Raw genomic sequence first — 15898 nt, 5'->3', positions numbered from 1 at the left:
GGCACCTCCTACTTTGGCTCAACCTTAAGAATCTGATCAGCAATGTTTTCAGCAAACTGAAGGTCGTGCGTCACAACAATCTGGGTCATGCCACGCTCTTTATTTTGAAGGATAAGTTTTTCCACTTCTAATCGTAACTCGGGATCTAAAGCTGATGTAGGCTCATCATATCCGATAACTTCTGGATCAATCATCATGGCGCGCGCTAAAGCGACACGCTGTTTTTGTCCACCAGATAAGGAAAATGGAAAGGCATCAGCATGTCCTGCTAACCCAAGTTGTTCTAACAAACCACGCGCCTTCTTCTCAGCAGCTTCCTTATCCATATCCATGGTTTTAATAGGTGACAAGGTTAGGTTTTCTAGAACTGACAAATGCGGAAAGAGTTGAAAGTCTTGGAAAACAAATCCTAGTAGATTACGCTTTTCTAGTTCGTCTATAGCTAGAGATTCGCCATTATAGTAGATTTCTCCAGAATCAATGGTTTCCAGGCCAGCTAGCATACGTAATAATGTAGTCTTTCCACCTCCTGATGGACCTACGATTGCGAGGATTTGCTTTTCAGGAATTGATAGGCTGAAATTGGTTAAGATTTGTTTGCCACCAAAGGCTTTATTGATTTTTCGTAATTCTAACATAGCAATCCTCCTATCCGTAATAACTGTACTTCTTCTCAAGTTTTTTCACTACAATGGTCACAAGCCCAATCATGATCAAATAAATCGCTCCAGCTAAAAACATTGGAACAAGACTGGCATCTCGATTGGTCGCTGTTCGACTAGCCAAGATCAAATCTGAAATCCCCAATGCATAGACTAAAGAGGTATCCTTGACCAAACTCATAATTTCGTTAAAGACACTTGGTAAGACAATCTTTGTCACCTGAGGAAGTATGATATAACGAACTGTATCAAATGGACTAAACTTTAACACTTTTGCAGCCTCGTACTGTCCCTTCGGAATAGTCTCAATACCGCCACGAAAGATTTCTGCAAAATAGGCTGCATAGTTCAATACAAAAGCAATCACGGCTGCAGGAAGACGATCTAAACGTATCCCAATACTAGGGAGCACATAGTAGATAAAAATTAATTGCAAGAGCAAGGGAGTTCCTCGCATTACCCATATATAAAGATTAATCAGATAATGGAGGGGTTTCCAATGAACTTGCAAGGTAAAGGCAATAACAATCCCTAAAGGAATAGAAAAGATTAAGACCAGAGCAAAGACTTGGAGAGTCATACTTGCACCGTTCAATAAACTTGGCAAAATCTCGAATATATAAGACATACTGCACCTCCTAAAAATAATTATTCCTATTATAGCATAAATAAACAATTTATCAAGGAGTTTTTTTGTAAAAAAATTCTATTTCTTTTTAAAAATAAAAACCGTATCTATCAAAAATGATGAGATACAGTTTCGCTTTATAGAATATTTTTAAAGTGTTTCTAGCAGTTCTTGCATCTGAATATCATCTGGAATCAGTTTTAAATATGCTTCTGCTTGCTTCTTAGCTTCTTCGAAATACCCTAATTCCCGCAAGACATAAGTATATTGCTCCAGAAACTCTGGGTTGTCCTTAAGGTCAGACGACAATTCTTGATAGAGCTCATAAGCCCTATCTAAATCCTCGATTTCCTGGTAAGAACGGGCAATCATCCACTTGGTCAGGAGGTTTTCAGGTTCTTGACTTTGTAGAGCGATAATATCCTCAAACCGCTCTTGTTCCATATAAATGGTCGCAAGGCGAAGGAAAATCTCTTCAAGGTCTTCTGCATCTTCTTTGGCAGTAAGGAGAAATTGCTCCGCGGCGCTAGGATCATGCAATTCATATGAAAACTGAGAAGCGGCTAGTAAGAGCCGAGTTTCAAATGGATTTTTCTCCAAACCTTGTTTAACGATACGAAGAGCCTCTTCCACCTGATGTTCCTTGTGCAAGGCTTGACTATAGCCGTACTCATATCCTTCAAATTCAGGTGAAATAGTGTCAATCTGCTTAAAGTAAAGAACAGATTTTTGATACTCTTCTTGATCAAAGTAAAGACTAGCTAGTTCAAAGGCAGTTTGGTCATTGTATTCTAGTTCTAGAGCTTTTTCTAAGAATTCCGTTGCAGCTTCAAACTTGCCTAACTGGGCATAAGCGTAGCCAATTCGTTGGTAGATTGATACGCCTGTTTGCTCATAAATGGAGCGATTATCCAACTGAGCGTAGCCTTGAATGGCTTCCTGATAGTTTCCTAACTCGCTATCCAACTCAGCCAAACCAAAAACTAATAAGGGATCATCTGAGTAGTTTAAGGCTTCCAGTAACTTTTCACGCGCTACATCTGTCAAACCCTCCAACTGATAGAGGTCGGCCTTCAAAGCCAAAGCTGACACATACCAGTCACTTTCAGGTGTGATTTCCTCTAGGTAGGCAAAGGCTTCTTCTACCTGTCCATCCTCGCTAGCAATGCTTGCTAAGTTCAGATTCACTTCTGGAAATTCTGACACAATTTTTAGATAAATTTCCTTGGCTTGCGGATAAAAGCCAATTCCCTCAAGATAACTTGCTAGTTCGTAGAGAATTTCCGTCGAATCAGTTTCAAGTGCCTTATGAAAATACTGATCTGCTTTGTTTAGATCTTGTTCATCCAAAGCCTGGAGCATGCGTTGACTATTGTTCACTCTTGATTTCCTCCCCTTCTTCTTCATACAAACCACTGATCTTTTTGTACCAGTTAAAGATAGCAGAAATAACCACCTTAGCTGAGGCATAAACTGGGATTCCCAGCAAGACACCCCAAATACCAAACATAGATCCTGAAGTCAGGAGAACAAAGAGGACATTGATGGGATGAATATTGAGCTGACTACCTAAAATAAGAGGTGAAACGAAACGTCCTTCAATCGTTTGTTCAACAATAAAGACAATAATTACTTTCAAAAGCATAACAGGTCCTGCAATCAAGCCCAAAACAAGAGCAGGCAACATCGCTAGAAAACTTCCTAGATAAGGTACTAGATTGAGGATACCAGCCGTGATACCTAGAGTCACAGCATATCTGAGGCCAATAATCTTAAAGAAGATAATAAACATAATCGCTACAATAATAGCAACTGTAACCTGTCCTCTAACATAGTTTGACAACTGTTTATTAACATCTGACAAAACTTGTCCGACTGGTTCTTTTAACTTGTTTGGGATGAATTTAGTGAGGTAATCCCGCAAGCCTTTCCCATCTCTCAAAAGATAAAAGAGCATAAAGGGTACGATAATAACTGCTACAATAACCTGAGATGCTCCGCTGATAAAAGAGCTGACCCAGTTAACAGCTTGAGAAGAGATTTTGCTGGCCCACATCGTCGCCTCACTAGAAGCATTGGCAAGAACTTGCTCCAACTGCGGTTTAAAATCATCTGGCAAGCGTTTGGTTACAAGATCATTGATAACCTTATCAGCATCCTTAAGATAAGTCGGTACATTCTTTGCAAAATTTAAGACCTGACGTTGGAGATTTGGAATAGCGACTGCCAGCCCCCAAATGATAAAAAGTCCAATGATGACAAAAACAATACTGATGGCAAGTACACGATTGATCTTGTGTTTCTCCATCCAGTCAACAATCGGATTGAGGAGGTAATAAAGTAAACCAGATAAAATAACTGGCAACATGACAACCCCAAGAAAGTCTAAAACGGGTAAAAAGATAAAACTAATCTTACTTAGAATGAAAATGTTTAGCCCCAGTAACAAGGTTACTAAAAATACGGTGATAGCTTTGTTGTCTAAAAACCACTTGAAAAACCAAGATAGGCTAAAATGTTTCTCTTTATGTTCCATAAATACATCCTTTCTGTCATTCTCTCATTATACCATTTTTAATCTAAAATAACTCTTTTTTAAAGTGCTTACATAGACTAAATGGACACTGTCTGACTGTCATTTTGTGGTATAATGAACTTATCATTATTAAGAGGTATGGACATGAAAGAAACTATTTATTTTGGAACTTATACTCGTCGCTCATCTAAAGGGATATACAAGGCAGATTTTGATACAGAAACAGGCCAGCTTGCAAATCTTGAGCTTTTTGCTACCGAACCAAGTCCGACCTACCTTGCCTTTGACCAACAGCAACACTTATACACCGTAGGGAGCAAGGATGGCTTTGGTGGCATCGCTGCATACAAGACAGATGGCACTTTGCTAAATCATGTAGTTGAAGAAGGCGCTCCCCATTGTTATGTGGCAGTGGATGAAAAGCGTAGTCTCGTTTACGGAGCCAATTATCATAAGGGGCAAGTTCTGGTTTATAAACGTCAAACGGATGGTAGCCTCTTCCAAACAGATCTGGATCAGCATAGTGGACAAGGTCCTCATGAAAACCAAACTTCTCCACATGTACACTTTACGGATCTAACACCTGACCAGTATCTCGTCACATGTGATCTAGGTACTGATGAGGTGACGACTTATGATGTTAGCTCAGAAGGAAAACTAACTAAACTCTACACTTATCACAGCCAAGCCGGAGCAGGTGCTCGCCACATCGTTTTCCACCACCACTATAAGATTGCCTATCTCATCTGCGAACTTAATAGCACTATTGAGGTCTTGATTTATGATGGTGTTGGTGAATTTGAACGCATGCAAGTCATTTCAACCTTACCAGATGGATACAAAGGCTTCAATGCTACTGCTGCCATTCGTCTTTCAAAAGATGGCAACTACCTCTATGCATCCAACCGTGGTCATGATTCCATTGCAGTCTATACAATCCTCGCTGATGGTAGTTTGGAATTATTAGAGATTGTTCCAAGTCATGGTAAAACGCCACGCGATTTCGACCTAACTCCTGATCAAGAGTTTCTCATTGCTGTTCATCAAGATTCTGATAACGCAACCGTCTTTAAACGTAATCCCGAAACTGGTCGATTAGCTGAACTTTCTAACGATTTCCGAGTTCCCGAAGCCGTTTGCATCACCTTTAATAATTAAGGTAAAATAAAAATGAACTTGCTTAATCAAGTTCATTTTTATTTTATAGTTTATTTCCGACATTGATACGGTTAATGGCACGTTGCAAAGCAACCTTAGCTCGCCGTTCTTGGTCAATCAAGTGTTTATCTTGCGCTTCTTCAATCTCACGTTCAGCACGAAGTTTCGCACGCTCTGCACGACTAATATCGATATCACGAGCACGCTCTGCCGAGTCTGCTACGATGGTAATGATGTCATTGGCAATCTCGATAATCCCTCCATTCACTGCAATCCAGTTCACATGAGTATCGTCATCGATTCGTTTTACCTTTACTTCATCAACCGCTAAAACCGCAATCATATTTTCATGTCGTGGCAAGATCCCCATCTCACCATCCAGAGTTCGTACCGATACAAAGCTGGCATGGTGATCATAGACGAGGCCATCTGGTGTCACGATCTGGACAGTTAACTGAGTCATAGATCACCTCTTAAAATCCCATTTTCTCTGCCTTAGCAATGACGTCTTCGATTGAACCGACACCACGGAAGGCATCTTCTGGTAGCTGGTCATGTTTTCCTTCAAGGATTTCCTTAAAGCCACGAACTGTTTCTGCTACGGGTACATACGAACCAGGTTGGCCAGTAAATTGCTCCGCAACGTTGAAGTTTTGAGACAAGAAGAACTGGATACGACGGGCACGTGCAACCAAGGTCTTTTCTTCATCTGACAACTCATCCATACCAAGGATAGCAATGATATCTTGCAATTCATGGTAACGTTGAAGGACGCGTTTCACCTCAGCCGCAACTGCATAGTGCTCTTCTCCAACGATTTCAGGAGCCAAGGCACGAGAGCTTGAAGCAAGTGGATCCACGGCTGGATAAATCCCCAATTGAACCAATTTACGTTCCAAGTTAGTAGTTGAATCCAAGTGAGCGAAGGCTGTTGCTGGTGCTGGGTCAGTATAGTCATCCGCTGGCACGTAGATAGCCTGAATAGAGGTTACAGAACCCTTCTTGGTTGATGTGATACGCTCTTGCAATTGACCCATTTCCGTAGCAAGTGTTGGTTGGTAACCAACGGCTGATGGCATACGACCCAAAAGGGCAGATACTTCTGAACCAGCCTGAGTGAAACGGAAAATATTATCGATAAAGAGAAGCACGTCTTGGCCTTCTACATCACGGAAATATTCGGCGATTGTCAAACCAGTGAGGGCAACACGCATACGTGCTCCAGGTGGTTCATTCATCTGACCAAATACCATGGCTGTTTTCTCGATAACACCTGATTCTTTCATTTCCCAGTAAAGGTCGTTCCCCTCACGAGTACGTTCCCCAACACCGGTAAATACTGAAATACCACCGTGTTCTTGGGCGATGTTGTGAATCAATTCTTGGATCAAGACTGTTTTACCAACTCCGGCACCACCAAAGAGTCCAACTTTACCACCTTTTAGGTAAGGGGCAAGAAGGTCGATAACCTTAATCCCAGTTTCGAGAATTTCAGAAGAGGTAGACAATTCATCAAAGGTTGGAGCTTTTTTATGAATTGGCTGACGCTCAGCGTCTTCAGCGAAAGGAGCATCCAAGTCAATCGTATCTCCCAAAACATTGAAGACACGTCCCAAAGTTTCTTTACCCACTGGTACAGAGATTGGACGACCTGTGTCCAAAACTTCCATTCCACGAGTCAAACCATCTGTTGATTCCATGGCGATCGTACGGACCATACCATCACCCAACTCCAAGGCTACTTCAAGGACGATTTTTGTTTTTCTTTCGTCATTTTTGTAGACGACAAGTGCATTGTTAATCTCAGGAAGTGTTTCCCCTGCTGCAAACAAAACGTCTACAACGGGTCCAATAACCTGAGCAATTTTACCTGAACTCATCTCCTTCTCCTATTCTATATAAGATACTGTCGGTTCCTAGTTTGCCTAGGTCCTAAGTTCATTTTGATACGTACAGGGCAGAGCCTTATTCTAAGGCACTAGCTCCCGCTACGATTTCTGTAATTTCTTGTGTAATCGCCGCCTGTCTGGCACGGTTATACTGGATTGTCAAATCATTAATGACTTTCTTGGCATTATCTGTCGCCGTTTGCATGGCTGTCATACCTGCAGCATTCTCAGCTGTCTTGGCATCGATAATAGCCCCGTAAATCATACTTTCGGCATACTGCGGCAACAACTGCTCTAGAATCTCATCACGACTCGTTTCCAACTCAAATGTCAAGCTATACTCTTCATCCGCTTCATTTGGATCCAAGTCAACAATCGGAAGCATTTGCTCCACACGCATTTGGCTGGTAAGCGTATTGACGTGGTGATTATAGCAGACATAGAGTTCGTCAAAAAGTTCATTTTGATACATTTCAATCGTTTTTGAAATAATTTTACGAACTTCATCAAAACTAGGTTGATCTGCCAAGCCACGTAGTTCATAGATTGGCTGAATGCCACGAGCCTTAAAGAAATCAGCTCCCATACCACCGATACAGATCATCTCAAAACCTGTACCATCTGGATGGTATTCTTCTTTCAACTCCATCACAGCTTTAAGGATGGAAGCATTATAACCCCCAACCAAGCCCCGGTCTGAAGTGATAACGATATAGCCTGTTTTCTTAACTGGACGACTGATGAGCATCGGATTGGTTGAACCACCAGATCCATTGCCATGTAGAATATCCGTCAAAAGCTTACGAACCTTCTGAGCATAAACTTGGAAGTTGCGCGCTGCTTCTTCAGAGCGACCTAACTTGGCCGCCGATACCATTTGCATAGCATTAGTGATTTGACTCGTATTTTTAGTTGAGGCGATTTTTGTTTTAATATCATTTAGAGATACTGCCATCTGACACCTCTATTCTTATTGGAAGCTGGATTGATTGAGAAACTCGGTAATCGCAGCATCCAAGACTGCTTCTTCTGGCAAGTCTTTTGTTTCACGAATGGTTTCCAAAATCTCTGGATAGTGAGCGTCAAAGAAGGCATGAAACTCCTCCTCAAAACGAACAATATCATCTACTGGAACAGTATCCAAGAAACCATGTGTCAAAGCGTAAAGAATGGTTACTTGTTTCTCAACAGGTAATGGTTTATGAACTGGTTGTTTCAATACTTCTACAGTACGACGTCCACGGTTCAACTTAGCCTGTGTTGCTGCATCCAAGTCAGAACCAAACTTAGTGAAGGCTTCCAACTCACGATATGATGCTAGGTCAATACGAAGTGTACCTGCAACCTTTTTCATAGCTTTGATTTGTGCAGAACCACCTACACGAGATACAGATGAACCCGCATCGATAGCTGGACGAATCCCTGCATTAAAGAGGCCATCTCCAAGGAAGATTTGTCCATCTGTGATTGAAATTACGTTGGTTGCGATGTAGGCAGAGATGTCTCCTGCTTGCGTCTCGATAAATGGTAGGGCTGTGATTGATCCACCACCAAGCTCGTCAGAAACTTTAGCTGAGCGCTCAAGCAAACGGCTGTGGAGGTAGAAAACATCCCCTGGGAAGGCTTCACGACCTGGTGGACGACGAAGCAGGAGGGAGAGCTCACGATAAGCCACCGCTTGTTTTGAAAGATCATCATAAACGATCAAAACATGCTTCCCTTGGTACATAAACTCTTCTGCCATAGCAACCCCAGCATAAGGAGCTAGGAAGAGCAATGGAGAAGGCTGTGATGCAGAGGCTGTCACAACGATGGTATAGTCCAAGGCGCCGTACTGACGTAGCGTTTCAACTTGCGTACGAACGGTTGACTCTTTTTGTCCAATCGCGACATAGATACAGATCATATCTTGACCTTTTTGGTTCAAGATTGTATCAATCGCAATGGTTGTTTTCCCTGTCTGACGGTCGCCGATAATCAACTCACGTTGACCACGACCAATCGGTACAAGGGCGTCAATAGCTTTCAAACCGGTTTGCAATGGTTCTGATACAGACTTACGTTGCATAACGCCTGGAGCTGGCGCTTCTACTGGACGAGTCTTATCCGTGTGGATTTCTCCAAGACCGTCAACAGGACGACCGAGTGGATCGACAACACGTCCAATCAGGCTGTCCCCCACAGGGACTTCCATGATTTTACCTGTACGGCGAATGGTATCCCCTTCACGGATATCTGTAAAGTCTCCAAGGATGATAATCCCAACGTCTGTAGACTCCAAGTTTTGCGCCATCCCATAAGAGCCGTTTTCAAAGATCAACAACTCTCCACTCATGGCATTTTCAAGACCGTGAGCACGCGCAATTCCGTCCCCGATATAGGTTACAACACCTGTTTCAGAAACATCAAAATTGGGTTTGAAATTTTCAATTTGTTGCTTAATTAAAGCGCTGATTTCTTGTGCGTTAATTGCCAAAAGAACACCACTTTCTATTTCAAATTTTCTTTAACAACACGAAGTTGCTGTTTAATACTCACATCAATTGTCTTGTGATTGGCAAAAATGACAAAACCACCAATGAGACTTTCATCGATTTGTTCTTTGATAGTCCGAACTTTCAGAGACATTTTTTTCTCAATCAAAGGAAGCAATCGCGCCTTCTGGTCATCTGTTAATGGATGAGCGGAGGCAATCGTTACTTCAAATCGATTCGTTTCTTTTTCAAGTCGACTCAAACAATCTACAATTACTTCATAAAATAAATTTGCTCTGTGATTGTATAGCAGCACCTGAAAAAAGTTTTGCATTAATGGTGACACTGAGTCTTGGAAGAAACGAACGGTTTTTTCCTTATCCGACTCACCTACTGCCACTTGACCTAAAAAAGAAGGCAAGTCTGTTTCTTCTGCGACTTGCTTGATTTGAGCTAAGTCAGAAAAGATACGGTCTTCTTCTCCCTTTTCAATCACCAATTGGACAAAAGGCATGCTGTATTTTTCAATTACCTTTACTGTCTTTTTGTCCATTAAGCTTCTCCTAGCTGATCGATGTACTGATCAATGAGTTCTTTATGGGCTTGTCCGTCAAGGTTTTGTGAGATGATTTTACCAGCGAGACTAATCGTCAAATCTGCTACCTCACCCTTAACGCTTTGTAAAGCTTCCGCTTTATTTTGAGCAATTTCTTGGTTAGCTTTTTCTTTCAAGCGTCCTGCTTCCAGTTTCGCCTCAGCCAAGATGTCAGCTCTACTTTTCTCAGCTGTTTCCTTTGCATTCTCGATAATTGTCTTAGCTTCCGAACGGCTACCTGCCAACTCAGCTTCACGTTTGCTAGCGAGTTCTTCGGCCTTCTTACGGGCAGCTTCTGCTCCGTCAATATCTGAAGAAATTTTTTCAGCACGTTCATCTAAAATATTGGTAAGATTTCCCCAGGCATATTTTTTCACTAAAAAAATTAATAAAAGGAAGGAACCAGCGATAAGAATAAAGTCACCAATAATGGTACTAATAGTTAAATCCATCTTCTAATCCTCCTCTACTTACTCTTCCCCAGCATTTATCTTCTTACCAATGTACATCGATGACAACATGGTAAAGACATAGGCTTGAATACATGAAATGAAAATCGAAAAGGCTGTCCATAACATGTTTGCGATAAAGGCAAAAGGATACCAATACAAAGCATTTTGTGACAAGGCTAATAGCAATCCAGCTAAGACCTCACCGGCAAAAATATTTCCGTAGATCCGAATCGCCAAGGAAGCAAAATTGGTGAACTCTTCTAAAATGTTCATCGGAGTCATAAAGCCAGGTGTAACAAATGCTCTCAAATATTCTTTAACGCCTCTACGACGAACTCCTTCTACATGGGCGATCAAAGTGATCAAGAATGATAGGGATAAATCGTATCCAAGGTTGGCTGTTGGGGAAGTCCACAAGTTATAACCGTTTGTTGTTTGTACTTTTGCCATTAAGCCGATATTATTGGCAACCAAGATAAACAGAAATAGAGAAAACAGAAATAAGGAATAATCCTTGATGTATGATTCTCCAATGTTTGGTTTGGTAAAACCAATCACAAAGTCGTAAATCATCTCAAGAGCATTTTGTTTGCCCTTTGGACGGATGGTCATTTTACGACTTGCCCAGTAGACAAAGGCAAAAACCATCAAAACAGTTACAAGAGACATGGCAAGCAGGGTCAAATCAAAGGATATTGGTCCAATATTAACGGTTGGATTCAAACTTTCTTCCATGGTTTGACACCTCCATTTCTAAATAGAGTTGTCTATTTAATGACAAATGACATCGCCAAGGTTACAAAGAATGTTCCTTCGATAAAGGCAATCCCCATGATCATCAAACTACGCAATTGTGGGATGATGTCTGGTTGGCGTGCTGCAGACTTGAACAAACCGTTCATCAAAAATCCTTCTGCAAGGGATACACCCATACAGGCAAGACATAGACCGAAAAATGTTAAATTCATGATGAATTCTCCTTTTTATTTAAATTTACTTCCTTAGTTTAGTCCTAAAATTTGTTTTTGTCAACTTTTTACTAACATTGAAAGCGTTTCATATGATTTATTTCTATTTTTGCTGTTTTTACCCCATTCTATAGAAAGTTTTTCCATTTTAGATTGCGAATTTTTCTTGATTTTACTCTATTTTCTGAAACAAACTGAAAAATCCAAGTTAAGAACTTGGATCGATTCATTTTATTTAAAATAGTAGGAATAGTGTTGTTTACAACCTGGATTAAATGGTGCACTGCAGTAAGGACAAGCCATCTGTTTTTGGTATTCTTGGAAAGTCATTGTCCTCTTACAACCCCCACATAAGATTGGTCGATCCTCAAAAAGCGCCAAGGGATAGGGAGAAAAAACATGTGTCTCCATAGTATTGTGACACTGATAGCATGCGTAGTATTTTTTGCATTCATAACATTGGAGTGAAACAATATCCTTTTCACTATGATAATGAACACATCTGCTTTCATCATCTACCAATAAACCTTGAGCTTGTATCATTCCCTTTTCCTTATCTAGGCACGAACTGTAACACTTGTCCCGTCTTCCTTATAGAGGTTGATGAGCCCTTCCTTGAGAGCGCGGACCATATCCCCTACTTGAACAGGTTGTGGAACCTTGATTGTCAAGAGTTCCATTGGATTTGGAGCACGGTCTATTTTATTGCCCTTGGCATCATGAAGATCTTCGATATAAGTTTCAAAATGTCGGAAACCTGGTCCGTAAAACTCAACTTGGTCTCCTTCATTGATAACATTCCGTTGACGAATGGTTGCCGTTTGAGTCGCATCATCATACGAAACCACTTCAGCGACAAACTTGTATTCAGGAATTTTACGACGAGCGCCAAACAACTGTTCGTTTTCAGACGGTGTACCGTAGTAGAAACCTGTTGCCAATTCACGTTGGGCAACCTTCCACATCTCGTCTACCAAGTCTTGTTTGATAGCTTCAAATTTCTCAGGACTTTCAAGATAAGCATCCACAGCTGCCTTGTAGCAGTTTGTTACTGTTGAAACATAGTGAATAGACTTCATGCGTCCTTCAATCTTAAGACTGTCTACACCATTTTCAATCATATCTGGAATATGGTCAATCATAGACATATCAACGGCAGACATTGAAAATTCTTCTGGGATTTCACCCTTAAGGCTCTTACGTTCTTGGCCAAAGGGCATATCGTAGAGGTCATATTTCCAACGGCAAGACTGAGAACAGCCTCCGCGGTTAGCATCACGCATACTCATGTGGTTTGAAAGCGTACAGCGACCTGAGTAAGAAATACACATGGCCCCATGGACAAAGGCTTCAATCTCAACGTCTGTACGTTTACGAATTTCTGCCAATTCTTCCATTGAAACTTCACGAGCCAAAACCACACGAGTTAGACCAAGTTCTTTCCAGAACTCTAGAGTTTCATAGTTGGTCGCACTGGCTTGAGTTGAAAGGTGAATTTCAAGGCCTGGTGCTTCTGTTGCTGCAATCATAATCAAGGCAGGATCTGACACGATAACTGCCGCAATCCCAATATCACGCAACTTACGGAACCATTCTCCAGCGCCAGCTTCGTTTCCTTCGTGCATAACCATATTGGCAGCTACATAAACCTTGGCACCGTACTTGGCAGCGAACTGAACACCTTCTTCCATCTGCTCAAAGGTAAAGTTTCCAGCACGGCTACGAAGACCATAGGCTTGCCCACCGATAAAGACAGCATCCGCACCGTATTGAACAGCTACTTTTAGCTTCTCTAAAGTTCCCGCAGGTGATAAAACCTCAGGACGTTTTAATGTTTTTGTCATTTTTTCTCCTATTTGCAATATAAAAGTTTGACGTTTTTCCTTCTCATTTTATAGTAAATAATAGATAAAATCAAGTCTAGACAGATTGTTTTGACAATTCTAATCTTTTCAAAAAGAAAAAACTAATCTTCTGAGACTAGTTGTTTTCAAGATAAAATTCAAAACGTTCACCCACATACTGACTCTTAACATATTCAAAAGCCGTCCCATCATCAAGATAGGAAACCTGAGTCAAGGCTAGAATCGCATGCCCCTTTTCGACTTCCAGATAGTGAGCTATCTTTTCCTTAGCCAATCTCGCATAAATGGTCTGTTGGGATTTGCCAATCCGGTAACCATGTTGCTGCAAGGTTTGGAAGAAATGACTGGTGATTTCTTCTTTTTTGAAATCCTTAATAAATTTCTCAGGAATGGATGCGACTTCATAGACTAGTGGAACTTGGTCAGCGTAACGCACCCGTTCCATGCGGATAATATTCTCTGTCGGAGTAATCCCTAGCTTAGCGACCTCTTGCTCATTTGGAATGGTTCTTCTGTAAGAAATGAGTTGGCTAGAAGGGACTTTCCCCTGAGATTTGACAATCTCCGTAAAACTGGTTGTCCCCCGCATTTTTTCTTGGACACGAGTGCTAGAGACAAAGGTTCCACTTCCTACTCGACGCTCCAAAACTCCTTCCTCAACCAAGAGAGAGATAGCCTGGCGTAATGTCATCCGGCTAACTTGAAACTGTTCCGCTAAATCTCGCTCACTTGGAAGTCTCTCTCCGATTTTCCAATGATGCTCATCTATATCCTTTTTGATCTGATCGTGGATTTTCATATAAGCTGGTAACATGATTCTCACTTCTTTTCTTTATTTTCTCCATTGTACCGTATTTGCTAAGAAAAAGTCAAACTTTGCCTTGTTTAGTTGGTAATTCGCCCCTATTTGTGATAGAATATTGAAAAAGATATTTCTTTTGAGAAAGGAAAAAGATGAGCAACATTTCAACTGATTTGCAAGATGTCGAAAAAATCATCGTGCTGGACTATGGTAGCCAATACAACCAGCTGATTTCACGCCGTATTCGTGAAATTGGTGTTTTTTCAGAGCTAAAAAGTCATAAAATCTCAGCCGCAGAGGTTCGTGCGATTAACCCTGTAGGAATCATCCTCTCTGGTGGACCAAACTCTGTATACGAAGATGGTTCATTTGATATTGACTCAGAAATTTTTGAACTTGGCATTCCAATTTTGGGAATCTGCTATGGTATGCAACTTTTAACTCATAAACTTGGAGGAAAAGTTGTCCCTGCAGGTGATGCTGGTAACCGCGAGTATGGCCAATCACCACTTACCCATACCACTTCTGCCCTCTTTGAAGGAACTCCTGAAGAACAGATTGTTTTGATGAGCCATGGCGATGCTGTAACAGAAATTCCTGCCGATTTTGTTCGTACTGGTACTTCTGCTGACTGTCCTTATGCAGCCATTGAAAACCCTGACAAGCACATCTATGGGATCCAATTCCACCCAGAAGTGCGCCATTCTGTATACGGAAATGATATCCTTCGTAACTTTGCCCTTAACATCTGTAAGGCTAAAGGCGACTGGTCAATGGATAACTTTATCGACATGCAGATTCAAAAAATTCGTGAAACTGTAGGTGACAAGCGTGTTCTTCTCGGCCTATCAGGTGGTGTTGACTCTTCTGTTGTTGGAGTTCTTCTCCAAAAAGCAATCGGTGATCAATTAATCTGTATCTTTGTAGACCACGGTCTTCTCCGTAAGGGAGAGGCTGACCAGGTTATGGACATGCTTGGTGGTAAGTTTGGTTTGAATATCGTCAAAGCAGACGCTACAAAACGCTTCCTTGACAAACTTGCAGGTGTTTCTGATCCTGAACAAAAACGGAAGATTATCGGTAATGAGTTTGTTTATGTCTTTGATGACGAGGCAAGTAAGCTCAAAGATGTAAAATTCCTTGCTCAAGGAACGCTTTACACTGACGTGATTGAGTCTGGTACAGATACTGCTCAAACCATCAAATCACACCACAATGTTGGTGGTCTTCCAGAAGACATGCAGTTTGAATTGATTGAGCCATTGAACACTCTTTATAAAGACGAAGTCCGTGCCCTCGGTACAGAGCTTGGTATGCCAGACCACATCGTGTGGCGCCAACCATTCCCAGGACCAGGACTCGCTATCCGTGTCATGGGTGAAATCACTGAGGAAAAACTAGAAACTGTTCGTGAGTCTGATGCTATCCTACGTGAAGAAATCGCTAAAGCTGGTCTTGACCGCGATATCTGGCAATACTTCACTGTCAACACAGGCGTTCGTTCAGTAGGTGTTATGGGTGACGGTCGTACATATGACTACACCATTGCCATTCGCGCTATCACTTCTATCGATGGTATGACAGCTGACTTTGCCAAAATTCCTTGGGATGTCCTTCAAAAGATCTCTGTACGTATCGTAAACGAAGTAGACCACGTTAACCGTATCGTCTACGATATTACAAGTAAACCACCCGCAACCGTTGAGTGGGAATAGAATTTTCTATAAAATAATAAATAATACTGCTGGAGCATGGACTACAGTAGTATTATTTTTTATAATTTCAATATTAAGAAAATTTCTCGACTCTCAACACCCCTTTTTAAATCCCTGAAACCATGCTATAATATAGTAAGTATAGATCCAATAA

The 15898-nt window shown here is 41.3% G+C and carries 17 protein-coding genes; 2 read left to right on the top strand and 15 right to left on the bottom strand.

Annotated elements, in window-relative coordinates; translation table 11 throughout:
• Positions 1-8 precede the first annotated feature (8 nt).
• The 4 genes from B7709_RS07510 to B7709_RS07495 form a co-directional block, all read right to left on the bottom strand.
• The gene (locus B7709_RS07510) at positions 9-638 is read right to left on the bottom strand and encodes an amino acid ABC transporter ATP-binding protein (protein ID WP_084972297.1); all 630 of its coding nucleotides are present in this window, start codon (positions 636-638) and stop codon (positions 9-11) included.
• 10 nt (positions 639-648) lie between these two features.
• Complete coding sequence (locus B7709_RS07505; RefSeq protein ID WP_084972296.1) at positions 649-1290, bottom strand: amino acid ABC transporter permease; 642 nt, start codon at positions 1288-1290, stop codon at positions 649-651.
• Positions 1291-1440: 150 nt separating this feature from the next.
• Positions 1441-2670, bottom strand: a complete 1230-nt coding sequence (locus B7709_RS07500; protein ID WP_162279174.1) for a tetratricopeptide repeat protein — start codon at positions 2668-2670, stop codon at positions 1441-1443.
• Positions 2660-3826 (bottom strand): AI-2E family transporter, encoded by a 1167-nt coding sequence (locus B7709_RS07495; RefSeq protein WP_084972295.1) that lies wholly within the window; start codon positions 3824-3826, stop codon positions 2660-2662. Before B7709_RS07495 ends, B7709_RS07500 begins: the two co-directional genes overlap by 11 nt.
• A 144-nt stretch (positions 3827-3970) precedes the next feature.
• Between B7709_RS07495 and B7709_RS07490 the strand changes: the two genes are divergently transcribed.
• Positions 3971-4984 carry a lactonase family protein gene (locus B7709_RS07490; protein ID WP_084972294.1) on the top strand — a complete coding sequence of 338 codons (1014 nt, stop codon included), beginning with the start codon at positions 3971-3973 and terminating at the stop codon, positions 4982-4984.
• A gap of 43 nt (positions 4985-5027) precedes the next feature.
• On the opposite strand, the gene B7709_RS07485 is transcribed toward B7709_RS07490, so the two are convergent.
• From B7709_RS07485 to B7709_RS07435, 11 genes are all read right to left on the bottom strand, one after another.
• Positions 5028-5447, bottom strand: a complete 420-nt coding sequence (locus B7709_RS07485) for a F0F1 ATP synthase subunit epsilon (protein WP_084972293.1) — start codon at positions 5445-5447, stop codon at positions 5028-5030.
• A 10-nt stretch (positions 5448-5457) separates the two neighbouring features.
• Positions 5458-6864 (bottom strand): F0F1 ATP synthase subunit beta, encoded by a 1407-nt coding sequence (atpD, locus tag B7709_RS07480; RefSeq protein WP_000094372.1) that lies wholly within the window; start codon positions 6862-6864, stop codon positions 5458-5460.
• Positions 6865-6949: 85 nt separating this feature from the next.
• Positions 6950-7828, bottom strand: coding sequence for a F0F1 ATP synthase subunit gamma (locus B7709_RS07475; RefSeq protein ID WP_084972292.1), 879 nt, complete (start codon positions 7826-7828; stop codon positions 6950-6952).
• A gap of 15 nt (positions 7829-7843) precedes the next feature.
• Positions 7844-9349, bottom strand: coding sequence for a F0F1 ATP synthase subunit alpha (gene atpA / locus B7709_RS07470; RefSeq protein WP_084972291.1), 1506 nt, complete (start codon positions 9347-9349; stop codon positions 7844-7846).
• A gap of 14 nt (positions 9350-9363) precedes the next feature.
• Positions 9364-9900, bottom strand: coding sequence for a F0F1 ATP synthase subunit delta (locus tag B7709_RS07465; RefSeq protein ID WP_000359021.1), 537 nt, complete (start codon positions 9898-9900; stop codon positions 9364-9366).
• On the bottom strand, positions 9900-10394 hold the full coding sequence (gene atpF / locus B7709_RS07460) for a F0F1 ATP synthase subunit B (protein ID WP_000366311.1): 495 nt from the start codon (positions 10392-10394) through the stop codon (positions 9900-9902). Before atpF ends, B7709_RS07465 begins: the two co-directional genes overlap by 1 nt.
• Positions 10395-10412: 18 nt before the next feature.
• A complete protein-coding gene (atpB, locus tag B7709_RS07455) occupies positions 10413-11129 on the bottom strand; it encodes a F0F1 ATP synthase subunit A (RefSeq protein ID WP_000392937.1) in 717 nt (238 codons plus the stop codon).
• A 32-nt stretch (positions 11130-11161) separates the two neighbouring features.
• Positions 11162-11362 (bottom strand): F0F1 ATP synthase subunit C, encoded by a 201-nt coding sequence (locus B7709_RS07450; RefSeq protein ID WP_001054551.1) that lies wholly within the window; start codon positions 11360-11362, stop codon positions 11162-11164.
• A 231-nt stretch (positions 11363-11593) separates the two neighbouring features.
• On the bottom strand, positions 11594-11905 hold the full coding sequence (locus B7709_RS07445) for a CHY zinc finger protein (protein ID WP_008279616.1): 312 nt from the start codon (positions 11903-11905) through the stop codon (positions 11594-11596).
• 14 nt (positions 11906-11919) lie between these two features.
• Positions 11920-13206, bottom strand: a complete 1287-nt coding sequence (locus B7709_RS07440) for a peptidase U32 family protein (protein ID WP_000169097.1) — start codon at positions 13204-13206, stop codon at positions 11920-11922.
• Positions 13207-13342: 136 nt separating this feature from the next.
• The gene (locus tag B7709_RS07435) at positions 13343-14041 is read right to left on the bottom strand and encodes a GntR family transcriptional regulator (RefSeq protein WP_084972290.1); all 699 of its coding nucleotides are present in this window, start codon (positions 14039-14041) and stop codon (positions 13343-13345) included.
• Positions 14042-14181: 140 nt separating this feature from the next.
• On the opposite strand from B7709_RS07435, the gene guaA reads away from it, so the two are divergent.
• Positions 14182-15744 carry a glutamine-hydrolyzing GMP synthase gene (guaA, locus tag B7709_RS07430; protein WP_084972289.1) on the top strand — a complete coding sequence of 521 codons (1563 nt, stop codon included), beginning with the start codon at positions 14182-14184 and terminating at the stop codon, positions 15742-15744.
• The last annotated feature ends 154 nt before the right edge of the window (positions 15745-15898 follow it).

Origin of the sequence: Streptococcus oralis subsp. dentisani, from assembly GCF_002096335.1 — a bacterium.
GTDB classification, from domain to species: Bacteria; Bacillota; Bacilli; order Lactobacillales; family Streptococcaceae; genus Streptococcus; species Streptococcus oralis_Z.
This window is presented reverse-complemented; position numbering and strand designations above follow the sequence as displayed.

Bases quoted from the DNA above. Each gene is read 5' to 3' on its own strand.
- B7709_RS07510 (WP_084972297.1), bottom strand. From the start codon at position 638: ATGTTAGAATTACGAAAAATCAATAAAGCCTTTGGTGGCAAACAAATC.
- B7709_RS07505 (WP_084972296.1), bottom strand. From the start codon at position 1,290: ATGTCTTATATATTCGAGATTTTGCCAAGTTTATTGAACGGTGCAAGT.
- B7709_RS07495 (WP_084972295.1), bottom strand. From the start codon at position 3,826: ATGGAACATAAAGAGAAACATTTTAGCCTATCTTGGTTTTTCAAGTGG.
- B7709_RS07490 (WP_084972294.1), top strand. From the start codon at position 3,971: ATGAAAGAAACTATTTATTTTGGAACTTATACTCGTCGCTCATCTAAA.
- B7709_RS07485 (WP_084972293.1), bottom strand. From the start codon at position 5,447: ATGACTCAGTTAACTGTCCAGATCGTGACACCAGATGGCCTCGTCTAT.
- atpD (WP_000094372.1), bottom strand. From the start codon at position 6,864: ATGAGTTCAGGTAAAATTGCTCAGGTTATTGGACCCGTTGTAGACGTT.
- B7709_RS07475 (WP_084972292.1), bottom strand. From the start codon at position 7,828: ATGGCAGTATCTCTAAATGATATTAAAACAAAAATCGCCTCAACTAAA.
- B7709_RS07465 (WP_000359021.1), bottom strand. From the start codon at position 9,900: ATGGACAAAAAGACAGTAAAGGTAATTGAAAAATACAGCATGCCTTTT.
- atpF (WP_000366311.1), bottom strand. From the start codon at position 10,394: ATGGATTTAACTATTAGTACCATTATTGGTGACTTTATTCTTATCGCT.
- atpB (WP_000392937.1), bottom strand. From the start codon at position 11,129: ATGGAAGAAAGTTTGAATCCAACCGTTAATATTGGACCAATATCCTTT.
- B7709_RS07450 (WP_001054551.1), bottom strand. From the start codon at position 11,362: ATGAATTTAACATTTTTCGGTCTATGTCTTGCCTGTATGGGTGTATCC.
- B7709_RS07445 (WP_008279616.1), bottom strand. From the start codon at position 11,905: ATGATACAAGCTCAAGGTTTATTGGTAGATGATGAAAGCAGATGTGTT.
- B7709_RS07440 (WP_000169097.1), bottom strand. From the start codon at position 13,206: ATGACAAAAACATTAAAACGTCCTGAGGTTTTATCACCTGCGGGAACT.
- B7709_RS07435 (WP_084972290.1), bottom strand. From the start codon at position 14,041: ATGTTACCAGCTTATATGAAAATCCACGATCAGATCAAAAAGGATATA.
- guaA (WP_084972289.1), top strand. From the start codon at position 14,182: ATGAGCAACATTTCAACTGATTTGCAAGATGTCGAAAAAATCATCGTG.